At 70.9% G+C, this 21,115-nt stretch carries 17 protein-coding genes; 12 read left to right on the plus strand and 5 right to left on the minus strand.

Annotation, left to right across the window (positions count from 1 at the left end):
* On the minus strand, positions 1 to 1,053 hold a 1,053-nt coding region (locus H566_RS24335; RefSeq protein ID WP_425387929.1), incomplete at its 3' end, for a T6SS effector phospholipase Tle3 domain-containing protein.
* A 328-nt stretch (positions 1,054 to 1,381) separates the two neighbouring features.
* Between H566_RS24335 and H566_RS0110735 the strand changes: the two genes are divergently transcribed.
* The 10 genes from H566_RS0110735 (at position 1,382) to H566_RS0110780 (ending at position 12,590) form a co-directional block, all read left to right on the plus strand.
* Positions 1,382 to 2,377, plus strand: a complete 996-nt coding sequence (locus H566_RS0110735; RefSeq protein WP_028311452.1) for an ABC transporter substrate-binding protein — start codon at positions 1,382 to 1,384, stop codon at positions 2,375 to 2,377.
* Positions 2,374 to 3,330, plus strand: a complete 957-nt coding sequence (gene ssuC / locus H566_RS0110740) for an aliphatic sulfonate ABC transporter permease SsuC (RefSeq protein WP_084544983.1) — start codon at positions 2,374 to 2,376, stop codon at positions 3,328 to 3,330. The genes H566_RS0110735 and ssuC overlap by 4 nt, the downstream gene beginning before the upstream one ends.
* A 182-nt stretch (positions 3,331 to 3,512) precedes the next feature.
* On the plus strand, positions 3,513 to 4,781 hold the full coding sequence (locus H566_RS24340; RefSeq protein WP_084544984.1) for an acyl-CoA dehydrogenase family protein: 1,269 nt from the start codon (positions 3,513 to 3,515) through the stop codon (positions 4,779 to 4,781).
* Between the two features lie 96 nt (positions 4,782 to 4,877).
* Positions 4,878 to 5,996 (plus strand): LLM class flavin-dependent oxidoreductase, encoded by a 1,119-nt coding sequence (locus tag H566_RS0110750; RefSeq protein ID WP_028311454.1) that lies wholly within the window; start codon positions 4,878 to 4,880, stop codon positions 5,994 to 5,996.
* 23 nt (positions 5,997 to 6,019) lie between these two features.
* Positions 6,020 to 6,961, plus strand: a complete 942-nt coding sequence (locus H566_RS0110755; protein ID WP_028311455.1) for a D-isomer specific 2-hydroxyacid dehydrogenase family protein — start codon at positions 6,020 to 6,022, stop codon at positions 6,959 to 6,961.
* Positions 6,962 to 6,994: 33 nt separating this feature from the next.
* A complete protein-coding gene (locus H566_RS0110760; RefSeq protein ID WP_084544985.1) occupies positions 6,995 to 7,924 on the plus strand; it encodes a class II aldolase/adducin family protein in 930 nt (309 codons plus the stop codon).
* An 83-nt stretch (positions 7,925 to 8,007) separates the two neighbouring features.
* Positions 8,008 to 8,814: a TonB family protein gene (locus H566_RS24345; RefSeq protein WP_156924387.1), complete on the plus strand. Its 807-nt coding sequence runs from the start codon at positions 8,008 to 8,010 to the stop codon at positions 8,812 to 8,814.
* A gap of 105 nt (positions 8,815 to 8,919) precedes the next feature.
* Positions 8,920 to 9,735, plus strand: coding sequence for a MotA/TolQ/ExbB proton channel family protein (locus H566_RS24350; RefSeq protein WP_084544986.1), 816 nt, complete (start codon positions 8,920 to 8,922; stop codon positions 9,733 to 9,735).
* Positions 9,736 to 9,737: 2 nt separating this feature from the next.
* Positions 9,738 to 10,175 (plus strand): ExbD/TolR family protein, encoded by a 438-nt coding sequence (locus H566_RS0110775; protein WP_028311457.1) that lies wholly within the window; start codon positions 9,738 to 9,740, stop codon positions 10,173 to 10,175.
* 252 nt (positions 10,176 to 10,427) lie between these two features.
* On the plus strand, positions 10,428 to 12,590 hold the full coding sequence (locus H566_RS0110780) for a TonB-dependent receptor (RefSeq protein WP_028311458.1): 2,163 nt from the start codon (positions 10,428 to 10,430) through the stop codon (positions 12,588 to 12,590).
* A 37-nt stretch (positions 12,591 to 12,627) separates the two neighbouring features.
* On the opposite strand, the gene H566_RS0110785 is transcribed toward H566_RS0110780, so the two are convergent.
* Positions 12,628 to 13,611: a GlxA family transcriptional regulator gene (locus H566_RS0110785; protein ID WP_051378627.1), complete on the minus strand. Its 984-nt coding sequence runs from the start codon at positions 13,609 to 13,611 to the stop codon at positions 12,628 to 12,630.
* Positions 13,612 to 13,831: 220 nt separating this feature from the next.
* Here H566_RS0110785 and H566_RS0110790 point away from each other — a divergent pair, with 220 nt between their 5' ends.
* On the plus strand, positions 13,832 to 14,440 hold the full coding sequence (locus H566_RS0110790; RefSeq protein ID WP_028311460.1) for a cysteine hydrolase family protein: 609 nt from the start codon (positions 13,832 to 13,834) through the stop codon (positions 14,438 to 14,440).
* A gap of 81 nt (positions 14,441 to 14,521) precedes the next feature.
* On the opposite strand, the gene H566_RS0110795 is transcribed toward H566_RS0110790, so the two are convergent.
* Positions 14,522 to 15,856, minus strand: coding sequence for a lipase family protein (locus tag H566_RS0110795; RefSeq protein WP_156924388.1), 1,335 nt, complete (start codon positions 15,854 to 15,856; stop codon positions 14,522 to 14,524).
* A 271-nt stretch (positions 15,857 to 16,127) separates the two neighbouring features.
* Here H566_RS0110795 and H566_RS0110800 point away from each other — a divergent pair, with 271 nt between their 5' ends.
* The gene (locus H566_RS0110800) at positions 16,128 to 17,420 is read left to right on the plus strand and encodes a hypothetical protein (protein WP_156924389.1); all 1,293 of its coding nucleotides are present in this window, start codon (positions 16,128 to 16,130) and stop codon (positions 17,418 to 17,420) included.
* Between the two features lie 55 nt (positions 17,421 to 17,475).
* On the opposite strand, the gene H566_RS0110805 is transcribed toward H566_RS0110800, so the two are convergent.
* Positions 17,476 to 18,537, minus strand: coding sequence for a PhnD/SsuA/transferrin family substrate-binding protein (locus H566_RS0110805; protein WP_051378628.1), 1,062 nt, complete (start codon positions 18,535 to 18,537; stop codon positions 17,476 to 17,478).
* Positions 18,537 to 21,011, minus strand: coding sequence for a TonB-dependent receptor plug domain-containing protein (locus H566_RS0110810; protein WP_028311464.1), 2,475 nt, complete (start codon positions 21,009 to 21,011; stop codon positions 18,537 to 18,539). The genes H566_RS0110805 and H566_RS0110810 overlap by 1 nt, the downstream gene beginning before the upstream one ends.
* Between the last annotated feature and the right edge of the window lie 104 nt (positions 21,012 to 21,115).

A 21,115-nucleotide genomic window follows, 5' to 3' on the forward strand; every position in this document is an offset into this window, starting at 1 on the left:
GGCATCGACGACCTTGCGCGCGGTGCCGGGCGCCCAGTGCGGACCGGCCACGCCGTGGCGCGGCACGCCCGCGTGCACGTCGGCAAGGCTGGGGCTGGACTGGGCCTTCTCGTGGACGAAGCGCACGAGATTGACGAGGGTCTGCAGCCGCGCGACGGTGGTCTGCTTGGCGCTGCCGGTGAACTCGAGCGTCGGCTCCTCCAGGCTGTAGGGCGGGTTCTGGAGGATGAGGGTGTCGGCGGGTTGCACGCCGTCCTCGGCGAGCATGGCCTGGGCGAGCAGGCTGATCATGCAGCCTTGGCTGTGGGCGACGAGGTTGACGGCGGCGTGCCGGGTTTCGGGCTGGTTGCGCACGAGGCGGATGAGCATGGCCAGGCGGCGCGCGGCGAGCACGAAGTAGCGCCGGTTGGGCGCGCCCTTCATCGGGCGCATCGCGTCGCGCTTGAGGGCGTCGAGCAGGCCGGCCATCCCGGGCCCCTGTCCGTCGGACCAGCAGTCGGGCAGGTTGGAGGTGGCGTTGATGAAGGGGCCGCCCTCCTTGGCGCCGTCCTTGTCGAGCCGGTTGCCCCAGCGGTCGAGCCATTGGCCGTGCCAGTGTTCGCGGTCGATGTAGGGCTTGCGGGTGTCCGGGTTGATGCCTTCCTGTTCCCGATAGCCCCAGTAGAACGGGATCACTGGCGAATAGGTCTGGCCGGGGATGGCGCCGGGCCGGAACAGCACGGCATCGGGGTCGCTGCGCAGGCGCTCGGCGCGAGCCGGATCGGTCTTGTCGAGCTTGGCGAGCAGCGCGTCGTACTTCTTGGGCGTGTCGGCGTTGGCGAAGTCGTAGTGGTGGAGGTCGCCGCCGGGCCGGGTGAGCGAGGCGCCGCGGTTGAGGCGGGCGTTGAGGCCGGCGCACAGGCCCTGATCCTGGGCTTCGTAGGCGACGCCGTTGTCGTTGACGCCGTGAACGAGGAAGACGATGCAGGGCAGGGCGCGGTCGATGTCGACCCGCGCATAGCTCGCGCTGAGCGTGGTGAAGGCGGAGCCGCGATGGATGGGGGCGTCTGACATGAGCGCGTTCCGGCGGAGCAAAGCCGGCTGACATGACTGGGGCCGCGATGCTAGGGACGGTCTGCAGGTCTCGGAGCGAGCCCAGTCCGAGAAGTCCGTGACACATGGCACGAAGCAGGGGCTGCGGTGGACGCGATCGCCGGCACGCACCGAAGCGACGGGGATGATCCAAATGTTGCCGGTCGGACATGAAGCGGGAGTCATGTCATGCACACTTCTAATAACAAGCGTGCATGAACATATCGAATAAACATCGTGGGAAGCATGAGGGGCCGTCGGTAACTTGCCGTCATCGACGTTTCCCGAGCCGCCTCGGCGGCCTGCTTCCGTGACCAGACCCGACTCCCCAATCCATCTTCCGCGCCGCCGGCTCATCGCGGCCGGCGCGGGCCTCGGCCTTGCCGCCTTCGCGGGCCGGGCCGGCGCGGCCGACGCGCCGGCCGCTGCGGCCAGCCTCGTGCTCGGCGACCAGGCCAACAGCACCCGCGCCCGGCTCGAAGCCGCCGGCGCGCTCGACGGTGCGCCGTTCCGCTACACCTGGGCCAACTTCCAGGGCGCGGCGCCGCTGTTCGAGGCGGTGCGCGCGGGCGCGGTCGATACCGCCCCGGCCGGCGACACGCCCGTGCTCGCCGCCGCCGCGCAGAACAGCCGCGTGCGCATCGTCGCCACCACGGTCGGCCCGGCGAAGTCGGTCGCGATCGTCGTGCAGGGCAATTCGCCGATCCGCAGCGTGGCCGACCTCAAGGGCCGCAGCGTGGTCGTGTCGTCGGCGCGCGGCAGCATCGCGCAGTACCTGCTGATCGGCGCGCTGCGCGAGGCCGGCGTCGATCCTGCGAGCGTCGATGTGCGCTTCGTGATGCCGACCGAGGCGCTGCCGGCCTTCCGCGCCGGCCAGATCGACGCCTGGGCCACCTTCGATCCCTATCTCGCGGTAGCCGAGGACGCGGGCGGCCGCGTGCTGCGCGACGGCGAGGGCATCAGTACCGGGCGCGGCTTCCTCACCGCGTCGGAAAAGGCGCTGGCCGATCCGGCCAAGCGCGCCGCGATCCGCGAGCTGATCGCGCGCATGAACCGCGCCTGGGACTGGAGCCAGACCAACCGTGCCGCCTATGAGCGCGTGTATGCCGAGCAGACCCGCCTGTCGCCCGCGATCGTGAGCAAGGTGCTCGCGCGCAGCTACAACGCGCTGCGCGCCGTGAACGACGGCGACGTGCTCGCGGTGCAGAAGGTGGCCGACGTGTTCGCCGAGCTGAACCTGCTGCCGCGCCGCGTGGACGTGCGTGGCCTGGTCGAGCCCGAATTCTTCGCGCGGGGTGCGGCATGAGCGCGGTGACTGGCGTCATCGACAAGCCGGCACACGCCACGCCGGCCACGACCGCCGCGCCGGCCGCCAACGCGGCGCTCGCCGGCCAGCCGGCCGGGCCGCGCGATGCGGGCGCGGCGGCGCCGGCGGTCAAGGCCGCCACGGCCCGCGCCGCCGACGCGCTCGACGCCGACGGCCCCGTCACCGCCACGCTGCTGCGCCTGCTGCCCTGGCTCGTGCCTGTCGGCCTCGTGCTCGGCTGGCAGGCGGCGATCGCGCTCGGCTGGCTCTCGACCGACATCCTTCCCGCGCCCACCGCCGTCGCGAAGGCGTTCTGGGAACTGGTCGCGAGCGGCGACCTGTGGACTTACCTCCAGGTCTCGGGCTGGCGCGCGCTGTCGGGCTTCGCGGTCGGCGGTTCGCTCGGCGTCGGGCTCGGGCTGCTCACGGGCATGTCGCGCTGGGCCGAGGCGGCCTTCGATTCGAGCGTGCAGATGGTGCGCAACATCCCCCACCTCGCGCTGATCCCGCTCGTCATCCTCTGGTTCGGCATCGACGAGGGCGCCAAGCGCTTTCTGGTGGCGGCGGGCGTGTTCTTCCCGCTCTACATCAACACCCACCACGGCATCCGCGCGGTGGACCGCCAGCTCATCGAGATGGCGCGCAGCTACGGCCTGCGCGGCTTCGCGCTCTACCGCGACGTGATCCTGCCCGGCGCGCTGCCCAGCATCCTCGTCGGCCTGCGCTTCGCGCTCGGCGTGATGTGGCTGTCGCTGATCGTGGCCGAGACGATCTCGGCGCAATCGGGCATCGGCTACATGACGATGAATGCCCGCGAATTCCTCCAGACCGACATCGTGCTCGTGGGCGTCCTGCTCTACGCGCTGCTGGGCAAGCTCGCCGACCTCGTCGCCAAGGGCCTCGAACGCCGCTGGCTGCGCTGGAACCCGGCCTACGCCAAGGCCCGCCGATGAGCCGCGCCATGCCTCCGACCCCGTGGCGTCGCCCGGCCCGCGCCGGCTGTTGACGCCCGCCCGCAAGCCTTGATGCGGCGCGGCTGCAAACCCTTGCAAGCCGCGTTCGCCACCAGAACACACACGGCGCGAACGGCCGCACGACGGCCGCCCTCCCACCCGACCTCCCGCCAGGACACACCATGACAGACCGCCTCCCGCACCCGCCGGTGCCGGACTTCGCCTCGCCGGACTTCGACCGGCTGCTCGCGAGCCTCACGGCCGAGTTCGCCGCGACCGCCGAGCACCACGACCGCACGCGCGAATTCCCGGCCGCCAACTTCGCCCGCTTGCATGAGCTGGGCCTGCTCGCGCTGACCGCGCCCGTCGCCGATGGCGGCCTCGGCGCCGGCCTCGACACCGCCTATCGCGTCGTGCACGCCGTGGCGCGCGGCGAGCCCTCGACCGCGCTCATCCTCGTGATGCAGTTCCTGCACCTCGCCTTTCATGACCGGCTCGCGCGCTGGCCCGAGCATCTGCGCCGCCGCGTGATCGGCGACGTGGTGCGCGACGGCGCCCTCGTCAATTCGCTGCGCGTTGAGCCCGAACTCGGCACGCCGGCGCGCGGCGGCCTGCCGGGCACGGTGGCGCGGCGCGTGGATGGCGGCTGGATCATCAACGGCCGCAAGCTCTACTCGACCGGCTCGCCGGGCCTGACCTGGAATTTCGTCTGGGCCCGCAGCGACGACGCGGTGCCACTGGTGGGCGCCTGGCTCGTCCACCGCGACACGCCCGGCGTGCGCGTGATCGAGACCTGGGACCACCTCGGCCTGCGCGCCTCGGGCAGCCATGACGTCGTGTTCACCGACGTGTTCGTGCCCGCCGACCATGCCGTGGACGTGGCCCCGATCGACCAGGCCGCCGCGCCCGACGCGCGCTTCTCGGCCTGGATCGGCGTGCTGCTGTCGGCCGTGTACGACGGCGTGGCCCGCGCCGCGCGCGACTGGTTCGCCGAATGGGCGCGCACCCGCGTGCCGGCCTCGCTCGGCGCGCCGCTGTCGAGCCTCCAGCGCTACCAGCAGGCGCTCGGCGAGATCGACGGCCTGCTGTTCTCCAACCGCGTGCTGCTGGAAAGTGGCGTGCGCGGCGGCCTCGCGCCGGCCGAATACAGCCTCATCAAGACGCTCGTCACCAACCAGGCCATCGCCGCCGTGCAGAAGGCGGTCGAGCTGTCGTCCAACCCCGGCCTGCACCGCGCCAATCCGCTGGAGCGCCATTTCCGCGACGTGCTGTGCGGACGTATCCACACGCCGCAGGACGACGCGGTGTACGGCCAGCTCGGCATCGCGGCCTTCGCGGCCGCCGCCGCGCTCGCCGCCGAGGGCGGTCCGCTCGTGCCGAAGGTGGCCGGGCGCGCGCCCGAAGGCGCGGTGATCGCGCCGCCGACCGCGGTCGCGGATGCCGCGCGCTGACGCCACTGCACGCACACCAACGCCGTTCCCCGAACCGGATCAGCCCCCGACCGACCACCGCGCCCCGCCGCGCATCCCCGACAGAGAGAGACCACCATGACCGTCCGCTTCATCGGCATCGTCCACACCCAGAACGTCAGCGAGATCCACCGCCCGACCGGCGCGCCCGTCGACAAGCGCTATCTCGCCACCCTCGCCAACGCCCAGGAACACGCGGGCTTCGACAGCGTGCTCATCGCGCACAGCAGCTCGTCGGTCGACGGCCAGCAGGTCGCGGCCTTCGTCGCCGCCAACACCGACAAGCTCGGCCTCATCCTGGCCCAGCGCCCCGGCTTCATCGCGCCGACCTACCAGGCGCGTCAGCTCGCGACGCTCGACCATTTCAGCGACGGCCGGCTCGCGATCAACGTCATCAGCGGCGGCGACGACACCGAGCAGCGCCGCGACGGCGACTGGCTCAGCCATGACGAGCGCTACGAGCGCACCGACGAATTCCTCGACGTCGTCAAGCGCACCTGGAACGCGACCGAACCGTTCAAGCACGAGGGCAAGCACTACCGCATCGAAGGCCAGCTCCCGACCGTCAAGCCGCTCAACGGCAGCGGCGTGCCGATCTACTTCGGCGGCTCGTCGGACGCGGCGATCAAGGTCGCGGCCAAGCATGCCGACGTGTACATGCTCTGGGCCGAGAGCCTCGAAACGACGGCCGAACTCGTGAACCGCGTGCGCGCCGAGGCCGCCAAGCACGGCCGCGACAAGCACATCCGCTTCAGCCTCTCGTCGCGCCCGATCCTGGCCGCGACCGAGGACAAGGCCTGGGCCCGCGCCGAGGACATCCTCGAACGCGCCAAGGCCCAGCTGCCGGCCAACACCTTCTTCATCAACCGCCCGCGCGACCCGCAGAACACCGGCTCGCAGCGCCTGCTGCGCACCGTGTCGCAGGGCCGCGTGGTGGACAAGCGCCTGTGGACCGGCATCGCCGAACTGACGCGCGCCGCCGGCAACTCGACCGCGCTGGTCGGCACGGCCGAGCAGGTGGCCGAGTCGGTGCTGGAGTACCACAAGCTCGGCATCGACGAATTCCTGTTCCGTGGCTTCGACGTGGTGGAGGACGCGCTGCTCTACGGCCGCGAACTGCTGCCGGCGGTGCGCGCGGCCGTGGCCTCGCATGAAGCCGGGCAGGGCGCCGCCGACAGCGCCGTGCGCGCGGCCTGAGCACGACGACGGAGCCGCAAGCCATGAGCGAAGTCATCGTCGCCAGCCAGCATGACGAGCGCGTCAACGACCGCCTGCGCGAGCGGGCGCCGGCATTGCGCGTGCTCGCCGTGCCGCCCGGTCCGGTCGCGGAACTGCCCGAGGGGGCGAGCGTGCTTTTCAGCCGGCCGCATCCGGGCTGGAAGACGGCGCCGGCCCCGGTCGGCTGGCCCTTCGACCTGCGCTGGGTGCAGCTGTCGTCGGTCGGCATCGACTGGTATCCGGGCTGGCTGTTCGACGGCCCGGTCGTCACCTGCGCGCGCGGCACCTCGTCGTCGGCGATCGCCGAATACGTGCTCGCCGCCATCCTCGCGGTGGCCAAGGACATCCCCAATCTCTGGGTGCACTCGCCGGCCGAATGGAAGCTGCGCAGCCTCGGCGCGGTCGAGGGCACGACGCTCGGGCTGATCGGCTTCGGCTCGATCGGCCGCGCGGTCGCCAAACGCGCGCTCGCCTTCGGCATGAAGGTGATCGCGCTGCGGCGCGGCCACGGACCGTCGGACGTGGACGGCGTCGAGATCGCCGGCAGCGCGGTCGAGGTGTTCGCGCGCGCCGACCACGTGGTGCTCGCGGCGCCCGCGACCGAGGAGACCTGGCATCTCGTCAACCGCCATCTGCTCGCCACCGCCCGGCCGGGCCTGCATCTCATCAACGTCGCGCGCGGCAGCCTCGTCGATCACGAGGCGCTGCTCGCCGCGCTCGACAGCGGGCGCCTGTCGCGCGCCACGCTCGACGTGACCGACCCCGAGCCGCTGCCGGCCGGTCATCCGCTCTGGACCCATCCGCGCGTGCGCCTGTCGCCGCACAGCTCGCCCGGCACGCCGGCGCTGCTCGACGCCGTGGCCGACCGCTTCCTGCAGAACCTCGCGCGCTTTCGCGCCGGCGAGACGCTGGCCGAGGTGGTCGATCCCGCGCGCGGCTACTGAACCGATCCGCAAACCCTTGCAAAGGAATATTCCATGACCTCCCTCATCGTCGATCCGGCCGTTGTCGCGGCCGACCAGCAGGGCGCCGCGCGCCCGCCGCTCAACATCGCCGGCGGCGAACTCGGCGCCCGCCTCGCGGGCCTCGACGCCGGCTGGCCGCCGCGTCCGGCCATCTACAAGGTGCCGCGCAGCGGCGACGGGCGCGGCCTGTTCGGCGGCGACGGCGTGCCGCGCCAGGAATCGGTCGAGGCCGAGCGCCTGCACCGCAAGCAGCGCCTCGCGGCCTCGTTCCGCCTGTTCGCGCGCAACGACTACGACTACGGCGGCGCCGGCCACATCACCGCGCGCGATCCCGAGCGCACCGACCATTTCTGGGTCAATCCGGCCGGCGTGTACTTCGGCCACGTGAAGGTGTCGAACCTCATCCTCGTCAACCACCACGGCGAGATCGTCGAGGGCGACGGCCATCTCAACCGCGCCGCGTTCGCGATCCATTCCGAGCTGCACAAGGCCCGGCCCGACGTGATCGCCGCCGCGCATTCGCATGCGATCTGGGGCAAGGCCTTCTCGGCGCAATCGCGGCTGCTGGCGCCGATCAGCCAGGACGCGACCGCCTTCTACGACGACCACGTGCTGTTCGACGACTACACCGGCGTGGTGCTCGATTCGAGCGAGGGCGAGCGCATCGCCGCCGCGCTCGGCAACAAGAAGGCCGCGATCCTGCGCAACCACGGCCTGCTCACGGTCGGCACGAGCGTCGAGTCGGCCGTGTGGTGGTACATCGCGGCCGAGAACGCCGCGAAGACCCAGCTGCTGTCCGAAGCCGCCGGCCCGATCCGGCCGCTCGACCACGACATCGCCACGCACACGCACGGCCAGGTCGGCAACGAGATCGGCGGCTGGTTCAGCTTCCAGTCGCTGTGGGACCGCGTCGTGCGCGAAGAGCCCGACTTCCTCGAATGAGCCGGGGCCGCGATGAAGCACGCGCCTTTCCTCCGTTCTGACCGCGTGCCGGCGCCCGTCGCGCCGCGCCGCCGGAGCCGCCCATGAGTGCCGTCCTCCTTTCTCCGGTGTCGGCCGCGCCGGATGCGGCCGGCGCCGCGGGTCTCACGCTCGGCGCCGGCCGCGTCGTGCTGCCCGACGTGCCGGGCGCGCCGCGCCGCAAGCTGGCGATCGCGGTGTCGCTCGCGCTGCACGCCGGCGCGCTGCTCTACCTGTGGAACTGGTCGCACGAGCCGGCGCCGCCGCCCGTGCCGGAGCGGGTGATCGAGATGGTCATCGCGCCGCCCGAGCCGCCCAAGCCGATCGAACCGCCGAAGATCGAGCCGCCGAAACCGGTCGAGAAGGTGAAGACGATCGAGCCACCGCGCGCTGCGCCACCGCGCCCGGCGCCGGTGCCGGTACCCGCCCCGAGCGCGGTGCCGACGCCCGCGCCCGTGACTCCCTCGGTGGCCGAGGCGCCGCACGAGCCCGCGCCCGCGCCGGCACCGCCCGCGCCACCGGCCCCGGCGCCCGCGCCGCAGGCCGCCGCGCGGCCCGGTCCGCCCAATTCGCCCGACGCGATTCCGACCGACTACGCCAACCAGGTGTTCGCGCGCATCAACCGCATCGCCTCGGGCCGCTATCCCAAGGCCGCGATGCTGCGCCGGCAGGAAGGCCGCATCGGCTACCGGCTGACGCTGGCGCAGGACGGCACGCTGCTGTCCTACGAACTCGACAAGTGCGGCATCGACGCGCTCGACGCCGCCGCCGAGGAGGCGCTCAAGGCCGCCGCGCCCTTCCCGAAGCTGCCCGACCTCGGCGCCGCCTCGTACCGGCTGGCGGGCGCGATCGTCTACCGGCTTTCCAACTGAAGCCCGCGAGGCCGTCGGCGCGACGGCCCGGCGCGCAATGCCGCGCGCCAACCCGGCGGGCCAGCCCCGCCGACCGAAACAGAACCTCACGCACAAGGAGCCGCCATGAGCGACGCCACCGACACTCTCGCCGCCCACGCCGCGGCACTTTCGCCCGCCGAGCTGTTCCTCCAGGCCGACGGCATCGTCAAGACCATCATCGTGCTGCTCGCGCTCGCCTCGGTCGTCACCTGGGCGATCGTGGTCGAGAAATGGCTGCGGCTGCGCCGCGCCGCCAGGGCCGCCGACCGCTGGGTCGAGACCGTGCAATCGCCGGGCGGCCTGAAAGCGCTTGCAGACGCGCTCAAGGAAGAGCCGGAAGACCCGTTCGCCCGCGTCCACGCCGCCGTCATCCACGAATGGAGCGAGACCGTCGGCAACGGCCTGCACCGCAGCGAGTCGGGCCGCGACAGCCTCAAGGAGCGGCTCGCGCGCGTGGGCCAGATCGCCTCGGGCGTCGAGTTCGAGAAGCTCCAGCGCCGCTTGCAGGTACTTGCGACCGTGGGGTCGGTCGGCCCGTTCGTGGGCCTGTTCGGCACGGTGTGGGGGATCATGAATTCCTTCCAGGGCATCGCCGCGAGCAACAACACGAGCCTGGCCGTGGTGGCGCCGGGCATCGCCGAGGCGCTGTTCGCCACCGCGCTCGGGCTCGTGGCCGCGATCCCGGCGGTCATCGCCTACAACCGGCTCGCCGGCGACTTGGGCGTGTACGGCCAGCGCGTCGCGACGCTGCTCGGCCTCATCGAGGTGAAGCTGTCGCGCCAGCTCGAAGCCGAACTCGTCGGCGTGCCGATCGACACCGGCCGCGCCGCCCGCAACGAGGCCGCGACGCGCAACGCGGCGCCGGTCGCCGTCGCCAACGCCGCGCTGAAGGGAGCCTGACCATGGGTGCCAAGCTTCCCGCCGCCGGCGGCGCGCCGGGCGCGTTCAGCGCCGCGCCGGTCAGCGACATCAACGTGACGCCGCTGGTGGACGTGATGCTCGTGCTGCTGATCGTGTTCATGGTGTCGGCGCCGCTCATGACGGCCGGCATGAAGGTCGATCTGCCCACGAGCAACGCGAAGCCGCTCACCGAGCCCAAGCCGCCCGTCACCGTCAGCCTCGACGCCGAGGGCCGCGTGTACGTCGACAAGACCGAGGTCACGCGCGACACGCTGGTGCCGACCGTCAAGGCCGCGACCGAGGGCGACCCCGAGCGCCGCATCCATGTCAAGGGCGACCGCAACCTCGCCTACGGCAAGGTGATCGAGACGATGGGCTGGCTCGCCGACAACGGCTTCGGCAAGGTCGCGCTGGTGTCGGAGCCGCCCTCGGCGCATTGAGGACCGGCGGACACCGCCCGGCGTCCCGCCACCCTCCAGCCTGAATCCCGCCCGGCCCGCAGGCCGGCGGGCGAGTTGCCGGCCCGATCGCGGCTGGCTTCCCGCGCCACGGCGCAGCCTCCTTCCTCCCCCGCCATGAATCAGCAAGCCCCTCGCCGGGACGGCCCGGTCACGCCCGTCGCGCACCCCTCGACCGCCGTCGGCGCGTTCCCGGAAGTCATCACATCCGGCGCCGCCGCACGTTCCGGCGCCGTGGCGGCATGTGCCGTCGCCAGCCCGTCGCCCACGCCGCGCAACTCCGCGCTCGCCTTCGCCATCGCTGGCGCCTGTGCCTCGCTCGGCCTGCCGCAAGCGCTTGCAGCCGAACCCGCGCGCGGCACCGTGCCCGACGTGACCGTCAGCGCCGAGCACCGCGACACCGACCTCCAGAAGACCCCGCTCGCGATCAGCGCCTTCGGCAGCGACGCGCTGGAGTCGGGTCAGATCAGCAACGTGCGCGAGCTGGCCGGGCAGGTGCCCAACCTCGTGCTGCCGCGCACGTCCATCAGCTACTCCACGCAGACGTACTTCATCCGCGGCATCGGCGAGGCCGACCCGATCCAGGAATCCGCCGTCGCCGTGTACGCCGACGACGTCTACATCCCGCGCGCGATCAGCTCGATGCTCGACTTCAACGACGTCGAGCGCGTCGAGGTGCTGCGCGGGCCGCAGGGCACGCTCTACGGCCGCAACTCCAGCGCCGGCGCGATCCGCGTCATCACGCGCGACCCCGACGAGACCACGCGCGGCTACGTCCAGCTCGGCGCCGGCAACTACGGCGCGCTCAATGTGCGCGGCCTGCTGTCGGGCGCGCTCGATGCCGAGCGCGGCGTGTACGGCAGCGTCGCCTACACGCGCGTGTATCGCGGCGGCACGACCGACAACCCCACGCTCGGCTTCGACGTCAACCGCGTCAACACCAGCGCCGCGCGCGGCAAGCTGCGCTACAAGCCCGACGCGCGGCTCGACGTGCAGCTCACGCTCAACGGCCTCATCGACTTCAGCGACACCACCGGCTACACGCCCGTGCCCGCCTCCGGCGTCGTGACCGACCCGTGGCGCACCTACTCCGGCCTGTACCCGAAGAACGAATTCAAGGGCGGCGGCGGCGCCCTGCGCGCGAGCTACAAGCTCGACGAGCACCTGCTGTTCAAGTCGATCACCGTGGCCCAGGGCTTCAACCAGCCGGTCGATTACGACAACTCGGGCCAGGCCGCCGAGGTGCAACGCAACCTCATCCATTACAAGCAGCGCTACTTCACTCAGGAATTCCAGCTCAACGGCGACTGGGGCGACTGGAACTTCACGAGCGGGCTGTTCCTGTACGACGAGCGCTTCACCGCCGACCGCAACAACAACACGCGCTCGCTCGCGGCCAACCGCGTCAACCGCTTCGGCGAATACAGCACCACCGACACGCGCAGCTACGCCGTCTACGGCCAGGCCGGCTGGCGCCTCACGCCCGCGCTCAACCTCACCGCCGGCCTGCGCTACACCTACGAGAAGAAGGATTTCGACTACACCCATTACCGGCTCGACGCCGGCCAGAACATCACCGGCATCGACTTCGCGGCCCAGGATTCGCGCTCCTGGACCTCGACCACGCCAAGGCTCGGCCTCGACTACCAGTGGACGCCCGACCTCAACCAGTACGCCTATGTCGCGCGCGGCTTCAAGGCCGGCGGCTACGACAACCGCGCGCCCACGCTCGCCTCGGCCACCAACCCCTTCGCGCCCGAGACCGTCACCACCTGGGAGACCGGCCTCAAGAGCGACTGGCTCGACCGCCGCCTGCGCGTGAACGCGGCCGTCTTCCTCAACGACTACCGCGACCTCCAGGCCACGGCCTACGACCCCACGACCGGCGTGAACCAGCGCTACAACGCCGCCAAGGCCAAGACGCGCGGCGTGGAGCTGGAGACCTCGGCCGCGCTCGGCCTGGCCGACGCCAAGCTCAACATCGGCTATCTGCACGCGACCTACGACAGCTTTGCCAACGCGGGCGGCGCGGGCGTGTCGGCCGACGGCAAGGATCTGACCTTCTCGCCGCGCTGGAACGTGTTTGCCTCGCTCGGCAGCGTCATTCCCGCGAGCCTGCCCGGTGTGCTGCGCGCGACCGCCGACTTCCAGTTCCAGACCCGCAGCTATGCGACGGCGGTCAATGCCGAGACCTCGCTCGTGCCGACCCAGCGCTTCGTGAACGCGGGCCTGAGCTATGTGTCGGGCGATTCGAAATGGACGACGAGCCTGGGGGTGAAGAACCTGTTGAATGACGCGTATGCGCAGAGCGCGGCGTTTTCGCCCGGGAGCGGGGCGCGGTATCAGGTGGTGAATCCGCCGAGGACGGTGCTGGTGACGGTGCAGTACGCGCTGTGAGCTGCGCAGATTTTCGATGGCTGTCTTGGTTGCGTCCTCATGCACCGAACTCCCCCCGATACCGCGTCGGCGTCGTCCCCAGCACCCGCGCGAACTGCTGCCTGAGCGCCGCCGCCGAGCCGAACCCCGCCGCCTGCGCCACCCGCTCCACCGACAGCCCGTCCCCCGCCTCCAGCAGCCTGCGCGCGCGCAGCAGCCGCTGCCCGAGCAGCCAGTCGCCGAAGCTCGTCCCCGTTCCCGCGAGCATGTGCCGCGTGAAGCTGCGCCGGCTCATGCGCGCCCGCGCGGCCACGTCGTCGAGCGCATGCGGCTGGTCGAGGCGCGCCGCGACCCAGTCGAGCGCTTCGGCCAGCCGCGTGTCGGCGGGCCGGCGCGGCAGCGGCGCGTCGATGAACTGGGCCTGACCGCCCGCGCGGTGCGGCGCGACGACCATGTGGCGCGCGACCTGGCTCGCCACCTCGGCGCCGCATTGCTCGCGCAGCAGGTGGAGGCAGCAGTCGATCGCGGCGGCGGTGCCGGCCGAGGTGACGATGTCGCCGTCGTCCACGTAGAGCACCTCGCCATGCACCTCGACGGTCGGGTGCTCGCGCGCGAGCTGCTCGGTCGCGAGCCAGTGCGTGGTCGCGCGCCGGCCGTCGAGCAGTCCGGCGCGCGCGAGCACCAGCGCGCCGAGGCAGAGCCCGACGATGCGCGCGCCGCGCGCGGCGGCGTCGCGCAGCGCGGCGATCAGCGCCTCGGGCACCGGCGTGTCGTCGCCATGCCAGCTCGGCACGATCACCAGGCCGGCGCCCGCGAGCGCGTCGAGACCGTGCGCGGGCTGGATCGTGAAGCCGGCGCTCGTGCGCAGCGGCCCCGGCGTGAGGCCGCAGACGCGCAGCTCGAAGCGCGGCCGGCTCGCGCCGTCGTCATCGGCGCCGAACACGGCGCAGGGCACGGCGAGATGGAAAGGCTGCATGCCGTCGAAGGCGACGATGGCGACGACCTGGGGATCGGGTTTCCTGCGGCGGCGCGGACTGGTCATGGCGAGAGGGCGTAAGAAGTGGCGACGCGAGCCGGGTGGAGGCAACCCGGCGGGGCGCCGTGGCGCGGGCGGCCTGCAAGGGATTGCAGTCCGCCCGAGACGATTGGCCTGATTCTGACGAAGCATGGCCATCGGGCCAATCGTCGCGCGACCTCGGCGCGGCAAGAATCGCGGCACCGGCCCCGACCGTCGCGGGCCGCCATCACCGGGGAGAACCTTCATGACCGCCACCGCCCTCATCGTCATCGACGTGCAGAACGAGTACTTCACCGGCGGCCTGCCGATCGCGTTTCCGGACCGCGAACAGTCGGTCGCGCGCATCGCCAGCGCGATGGACGCGGCCCGCGCCCACGATCTGCCGGTGGTCGTCGTGCGTCACCGCACGCCGCCGGGCGCGCCGATCTTCGCCGACGGCAGCGCGGGCCATGCGCTGCATCCGGCGGTCGCGGCGCGCCCGGCCGACCTCGTGTTCGACAAGGCCCAGGCGAGCTGCTTCGCCGACACCGAACTGGCCGACTGGCTTGCGGCGCGCGCCATCCCGCGCGTGACCCTTGTCGGCTACATGACGCAGAACTGCGTCGACGCGACCGCGCGCCACGCGACCCAGCTCGGCCTCGCGGTCGAGATCCTGGCCGATGCCTGCGGCGCGCCCGACTACGCCAACGAGGCCGGTCGCGCGAGCGGCGAGGAGCTGCACCGCGCGACGCTGGTCGCGCTGCACGCGGGCTTCGGCGCGGTGGGCAGCACCGAGGCGTGGATCGCGTCGCTCGACGGCGGACCGGCGCTGGCCGAGGGGTCGATTCCGGCGTCGGTGGCGGCGGCGCGCTGAGGCGGGTCGCCGGCCTCGGGCCGAGTGCGTCGGCCCGCGCCGATCACCGGGAGGTCAAGCCGCGCAGGGCGCGCGGCGGTCTCACTTCACGATGCCGCGATGCAGCGCGTACAGCCCGCAGGCAAGCTGGGCCATGTTGTGCTGGCGGAAGGGATTGCCCTTGCGGGTCAGGTCGATCGCATCGCAATGCACCTTCGGACCACCTTCGTCGCCCCAGAGATTGCTGGTGGTGCAGCCGCCGATGTAGCTCAGGAACTCGCCCTCCTCGTGCAGCATGAAGAAGGCCGCGTCGGCGTCGAAGGAGTGCGGGTCGGCCCGACGCTCGCGGGTCATGACGTCGGCGCGCGCCCGCACGCCGCTGACCGGCTCCTCGGGTCGCTCCGCGGCGGTGTAGGGCGAGAAGGCCGACTCGCCATCGACGGGCGACGAGTTGAAGCCGACCACGCGCGAGATCTCCGGATTGCGCAGATACACGTAGCGCGCGAGACCGCCGCCGAGCGAATGCCCCACCGCCGTGATGTGCACGCGCGTCTGCTGCCCCAGCAGCCTGTCGCCCACCTCGTGCAGCTGGCGGATCTCGGCGATCACGTCGCGGACCGCGTTGCGCGCCTGCCGGTACTGGTCCCAGACGAGAGGCGTCACGGCCGTGATCGGCCTCAGGTCGGAAAGCCAGCCGCCGCCGTCCGCCGTGCCGCGAAAGACGATCGCGTATTCGACGCTATGCGCCTGATCGGGCTCGGCACGCGTGCGGCGCCAGACGTCGATCAGCAAGCCCGGCACGAAGAGTGTCCATCCCATGGGCTGCTGCGCGATGCGCATCTCGGGTACGCGCTCCCAGCCGCCCGGCCTGGCCGCCGTGCGCAGGATGAGATTCATGGGCACATGCGGCCGAGGGTGGTCGGCGGTGTACTGGCAGTCGTCCATCGAGACGGGCTCGCGGTTGCTGTAGACCGGATTGGTCGGCTCCTCGTCGGCATCCGTCCTGGGCCGGCACTGGCGCTCGACGACGGCGGTGCCCTGCTCGCTGACGCCCGATTGCGTGACGGTCAGCGCCTGGCCTGTGGCGCACACCGTCTCGTCGTCGGCACTGGCCGCGCTGGCGCTGGGCCGGGACGCCGTGCGCTGGAACTCCGCGTAGCGGGCCTGGGCATCCGGCCCGGCCTGTTCGACCCGTTCCCGCAGCCAGCTCGACATCGTGGTCAGCATCAGGATCTTGTCGTTCCGGTTGTAGCCGGAGTTGTAGGCGTCGGTGGCGAGGAAGGCGTACTCCCAGTAGAAGTCGGCCGCGGCCTTGCGCTGCTCGCTCGTGAGCAGCAGATCGGCGGCGCTTGCCGACAACGCTTGCAGCAGCGCCAGCGCGAACACGATGGGCGCGAGGCGAAGTCCCGGCCGCGAGGGCCTGAGTGAGCAGGACATGGCAGTTCTCCTGACAGGGTGGGAATCGACGGGAGCGCGCCTTCCCGAAGGTTTGCGGCTATCCGGTCCGCAAAAGATTCATCCGTCGATCCCGGCTTGCCAGATGGATCGAAAAGTCTTCTCGCAATGATTGTTGCCATGCCGCCGATTTTGGGGTTGGGGATTCAGGCCATTTCGTTCGATTCAGGCTGGCTCAAAATGACCTATTGGCATTGATTTCGGGAGCGCGGACATTTCTTCATCATTCATTTCGCGGCGGCGGAGGCAGTTGATGAAGACGACGACATTGGCCGGACAGGCAATGGCAGTGGCAATCTCCGTTTCCTGCCTTCAGGCGGGCGCCACCGAATTCACTCGATCCTTTCGATTGCCGGCGCCGCCGCCCGCTCCTTATCCGGTTGGCGCGGGTTCAGTTGCCTATACCGATGCCAGCATCAAGACGAAGACGCCAACCGACAAGGCCGGCACGCCCGGAAAGCCGGTTGTGGCAGGCAATCTGATTGCAAGCGACATCGAGCTTGCAGGCGCGGTGATCAAGGGCGGCACGGTCACGAAATTCACGGTCGCCGACCCGTACGGGATTGCAAGGCAGAGCGATTCGGGTACGGCCACCATTTCGGGCAGCATTTCGGGCATCACCATCACCGATGCCGAGATCGAATTCACTCGCACCGAACCCGACGGCAGTTCCAGCCTCGTGAACATCAAGGGCGTGACCCTGACGAATGTGTCCCTGAGCAGCCTCGAAGTCCCGGCGGACATCGACAAGCCCCAGGCCGCGCCCGCAGCCGCCGGCGTGGCCCAACTCGACGCGCCGAAGGCGAACTACCTCGGTGACAGGATCGTCCTGCGCAACACGGCCACGGGGTTCATCGATGCCCAACACCCCGGCTCGCCACCCAGGACCGCGCCGCGCAAGGCCTGCTTCGAGATCACGAGCGAGATCCCGGCATCCGATACGGGGGAGAAGGCGAAGCTGTCCGGGCTGTTCCCTTCATACAATTGGATCTATCGGACATTCAATTACCTGACGCCGGCGACTTTTTTGGAGGGGTGCAACAATCGCGGTTCCGATTCCGACGGATCGGGTGCAAGCAAATCTCCCACCAATCAGGTCGCCCTCGATACGCAATACATCATCGAGCGCGATCAATTGCTCGGCCCCGAGAACTCGACTTATCGCAACGGCTGGACCTGGGGCGCCCTGGTGGTGCCATTCAAGTATTACCCCACCCTGCGTGAAGTCACGACGGGCTCGGCCGTGGGGGTTTATCTCGGTCGGCGCTTTCTCGACAAGGCCGGCGAAAGTTCGTCGTTCATCGTGTCGCTGGGCTTGGCCACCGAAAAGATCAATTCCACCAATTCCGGCGGCAATCCGAGCAGTCGCAATGGATTGACCGGCGCCGTCGGTTATCTCATGACGATCAAGGATTCATTCAACCTCGGCTTCGTGGTCGGCAAGGACTGGTTCAATCGCGCATCGAGCGATGTTTCCGGCAATACCTACAGCGGGCGTCACTGGATTTCGGTCAATCTGGCCTACGAACTGGGTTCCAGCAAATGAGCCGGCAATCGGCCCCTGCGGAAGGCGCATCGGGCTGATTCCCGGCGCGCCTCCGCTATCCCCCGAACACCCCGCGCTCCACGATCGCGTTCACGTCGATCGCCTTCGCCACCACGCCGCGCTCGACCAGCTTGCGATCGAGCGCGGCCAGCTCGGCCACGACCGAGTCGTCGAGCGGGCCGAGCGTCACGCGGCCGCGCCCGACCATCGCGCGCGCCACCTCCGGCTCGAAGCGCACCCGCTTCACGTAGGCGAGCGCGAATTCATCCAGATGGCTGTTGGCCCATTCGCGCGCCCGCGCCAGCCGGCCGAGCAGGTCGGCGATCGCGGCGCGCTTGCCGGCCTGGCCCAGCGCTTCGACCGACGCGACGAAGATGCCGCGCCCGCTGTTGATGCCCGTGCCGTCGCGCAGCAGCCGGCCGCCCGACTGCTGGGCGATGAACAGCTGCGGATCGTTGGTTGCCCAGGCCTGGACGCGCCCGGTCTGGAACGCGGTGAGCGCGTCGTTCTGCAGGGCGTAGCTCACGTTCACCTCGCGCGGATCGACGCCGGCCTCGGCCAGCGCGCCCTGCAGCAGCCAGTCTGCGATGCCGCCGCGCACGGTCGAGACGATCACGTCGCGGCCGCGCAGGTCGGCGACCGAGCGGATCGGCGAGCCGGCCGGCACCACGATGCCGATGCCACCCACTTCGCCCGCGCTCGCCGCGACGAGGCGCAGCGCCAGTCCGTTGGTCGCGGCCACGAGCGCGAGGATGTCGTTGGTGTAGGTGAAGTCCACATGGCCGCCGCGGAAGGCCTCGAACAGCGGCGGCGGCGAGGGGAAGGTGATCCACTCGACCTGATAGGGCAGGCCGGCCAGCGCGTCGGCGGCGTCGGCGAGCAACCGCGTCATGCCCTGCTGGTCGCCGAGGCGCAGCGTCACGCCGTCGAACTGCGGCGCGGCAGACCGGCCGCAGCCGGCGAGCAGGCCGCCGGCGCCGAGCCCGAGCAGCCCGGCGCCGCCGAGCGCATGCGCCAGCCGCCGCCGCGCGGGAGAGGCCGGTGCGCCGCCGGCGGCCGGCGCAGCCGCCTTCGGTGCGGCCGGCGCCGCCCGTTTCGCTTCGGTCGCGCGGCCCATCAGAACGCCACCCCGAGCCGCGCATACCAGAACCCGCCGTAGTAGCTGAACGGGATCGACACGCCGTAGCCGTAGCGCGCGCCGTTCGTGGTCGGGAACGGCGACTTGTCCGCGTGCACGTTGAACAGGTTGTTCGCGCCGACGGCGAGCGTGGTGGACGGCGTGACATGCCAGCTCACGTCGAGGTCGGTCAGCCACTTGGCGCCGTAGGTCACGTCGTTGGCCGCGCTGGTGGCGTTGCGCTCGATGACCTTGTCGTAGCGCGTGAGGCGCAGGCCGGTGTCGAAGTCGCCGTACAGCCAGTTCGTGCCGAGGATGAGCTTGGTGCGCGGATAGCCGTCGGTGAGGCTGCCCTGCGCGGCGCGGTCGAGCACCTGGAAGCCGAGCGCCTTCAGCGCGGCCGGCGTGTCCTTGATGCTGTCGATGCCGGTGCGGTTCCAGTTGAAGCCGAGGTTGAACCTGGCGACGCCGAGCGTGCCGAGGTCGCGGCGCCAGTCGGCCACGACGTCGATGCCCTTGGAGGTGGTATCGACCGCGTTGGTGAAGTACTGGACGAGCTGGCCGGTCTGGAGGCCGGCGGCCGCGAGGATGGCGTCGACGCCGCTGCCCGAGAAATAGCCGGTCGAGACGATGCGGTCGGCGATGCGGATGCGGTAGGCGTCGGCGGTGAGCGTGAGGTCGCGCGTGGGCGTGAGGCTGAAGCCGACGCTCAGGTTGCGCGAGCGCTCGGGCTTGAGTTCGGTCGCGCCGAGGGCGCGCGCGAGTTCGGAGCCGGGGCTTGCGAGCGTCGAATTGCGCAGGATCGACACGCCGTTCACCACCTGCCAGCTGGAGAAGGTTTGCGACCAGACCTGCTGGCTCAGCGACGGCGCGCGAAAGCCGGTGTTGAAGTTGCCGCGCAGCGCGAGGGCCGGATCGACCTCGTAGCGCGCCGACAGCTTGCCGCTGAAGGTGCTGCCCGAGCTGTCGTCGTAGCGCTCGCCCCGGCCGGCCGCGCCGAGCCAGAGCTTGTCGGTCGCGTTGGCGCCGAAGTCTGCGTACAGCGCGCTCACGCCGCGCGACAGCGAGCCGGCGTTGGCGGCGCTGATCGCGTTCACGCCCTGCACGCCGACGTTGGCGGGCCGGCCGGCGAGCGAGCCGTCGCCGTAGCTCGCGTCGTACACATAGCCGCCGTTGGCGGTGGCCGCCGCGTCGCCGGCGTTCAGGCTGTAACGCTCCCTGCGGTATTCGCCGCCGAAGGCCGCCTGCAGGGGCTTGCCGAGGCCGACATCGATGCCGCGCCGCACGTCGAGATTGGCGGCGGCCTGGTCGGCGGTGATGCCGTAGAGCTTGAACTGCGTGGGGCCGTCAGGCCCGAGCGAGGGGTTGAGCGTGTTCGCATGGCTGTTGATGCGGTTGCGCGAGACCGAGGCGCTCGCGTCCCAGTTCCAGCCCGCGTCCTCGCCGCGCAGCCCGCCCACGAGCTGGGTGTCGAACTCGTGCAGGTAGAACTTCGGGATGAAGCCGTCGGGGCGCAGCTGGATCAGGTCGCCGGTCGAGTTGGGGCGGCGGGTCGTGTACCAGGCTTCGGCGTTGCGCGCGCCGGCGGTCGCGAAGCCGTAGAGCCGCTTGCCGTCGCCGACGCCGATCTCGGCATTGGCGGCGGTGCTCACGGCCTTCAGCTCGGGGTTGCCGTTGCGGTCGCCACGCTGGCCGACCGAGCTTTCGCGCGGGTCGGGCTGGCCGTCGACGCGGAAGTAGTAGCTGCCGGTGCCGGGGTCGTTGCGCTCGCTGCGCTCCTGGGTCGCCGCGTCGAGCGACAGGCGCAGGAAGCCGTCCTGGCCGAGCGTCGTGCCCCAGCCGAGGTTCTCGCGCGCGGTGATGCCGTCGCCCTTGTAGTAGCCGCCGACGGTGGTGGTGGACTCGCCGCCGTGGTCGGTCGTCTTGAGGATGATGTTGACGACGCCGGCGATCGCGTCGGAGCCGTACTGGGCGGCGGCGCCGTCGCGCAGCACTTCCACATGGTCGACGGCCGCGACCGGGATCTGGTCGAGATCGACCGGGTTGGCGCCCGTGGTGCCGACGCCCGAATTGCTGATCGCCGCGCTGTTGTGGCGGCGCTTGCCATTCACGAGCACGAGCGTGTAGGCGCCGCTCAGGCCGCGCAGCGACAGCGGCCGGATGACGTTGTTGACCGTCACGCCGGCCACGGGCGTGAAGTTGAACGACGGCAGCAGCGTGGCCAGGGTTTCCTTGAGCGTGGCCTTGCCGGTGCGCACGAGGTCTTCGGCGGGGATGACGTCGATGGGCACCGGGCTGTCGGCGACGGTGCGTTCCTCGCCGCGCACGCCGGTGGTGACGACCACGTCGCGCACGCTGGTCGCGGGCTGGAAGGCGTCGGCTGCAAACGCTTGCGGCGCCGCGAGGGCGGCGGCCACGGCGAGCGCGGCGGCGCGCCGGGGCTGGGGCGGGAAGGGGAGACTGCTGGGTTTCATTGGTCTGGCAAGCGCGGTTCAACTTGCAATCGGTTGATGAAACTCAACAATTACTATGCTTGATGGGAATGGACGACGCGCCGCTGGCGATATGCATATGACCC

The organism is Derxia gummosa DSM 723, assembly GCF_000482785.1.
Taxonomy (GTDB): domain Bacteria; phylum Pseudomonadota; class Gammaproteobacteria; order Burkholderiales; family Burkholderiaceae_E; genus Derxia; species Derxia gummosa.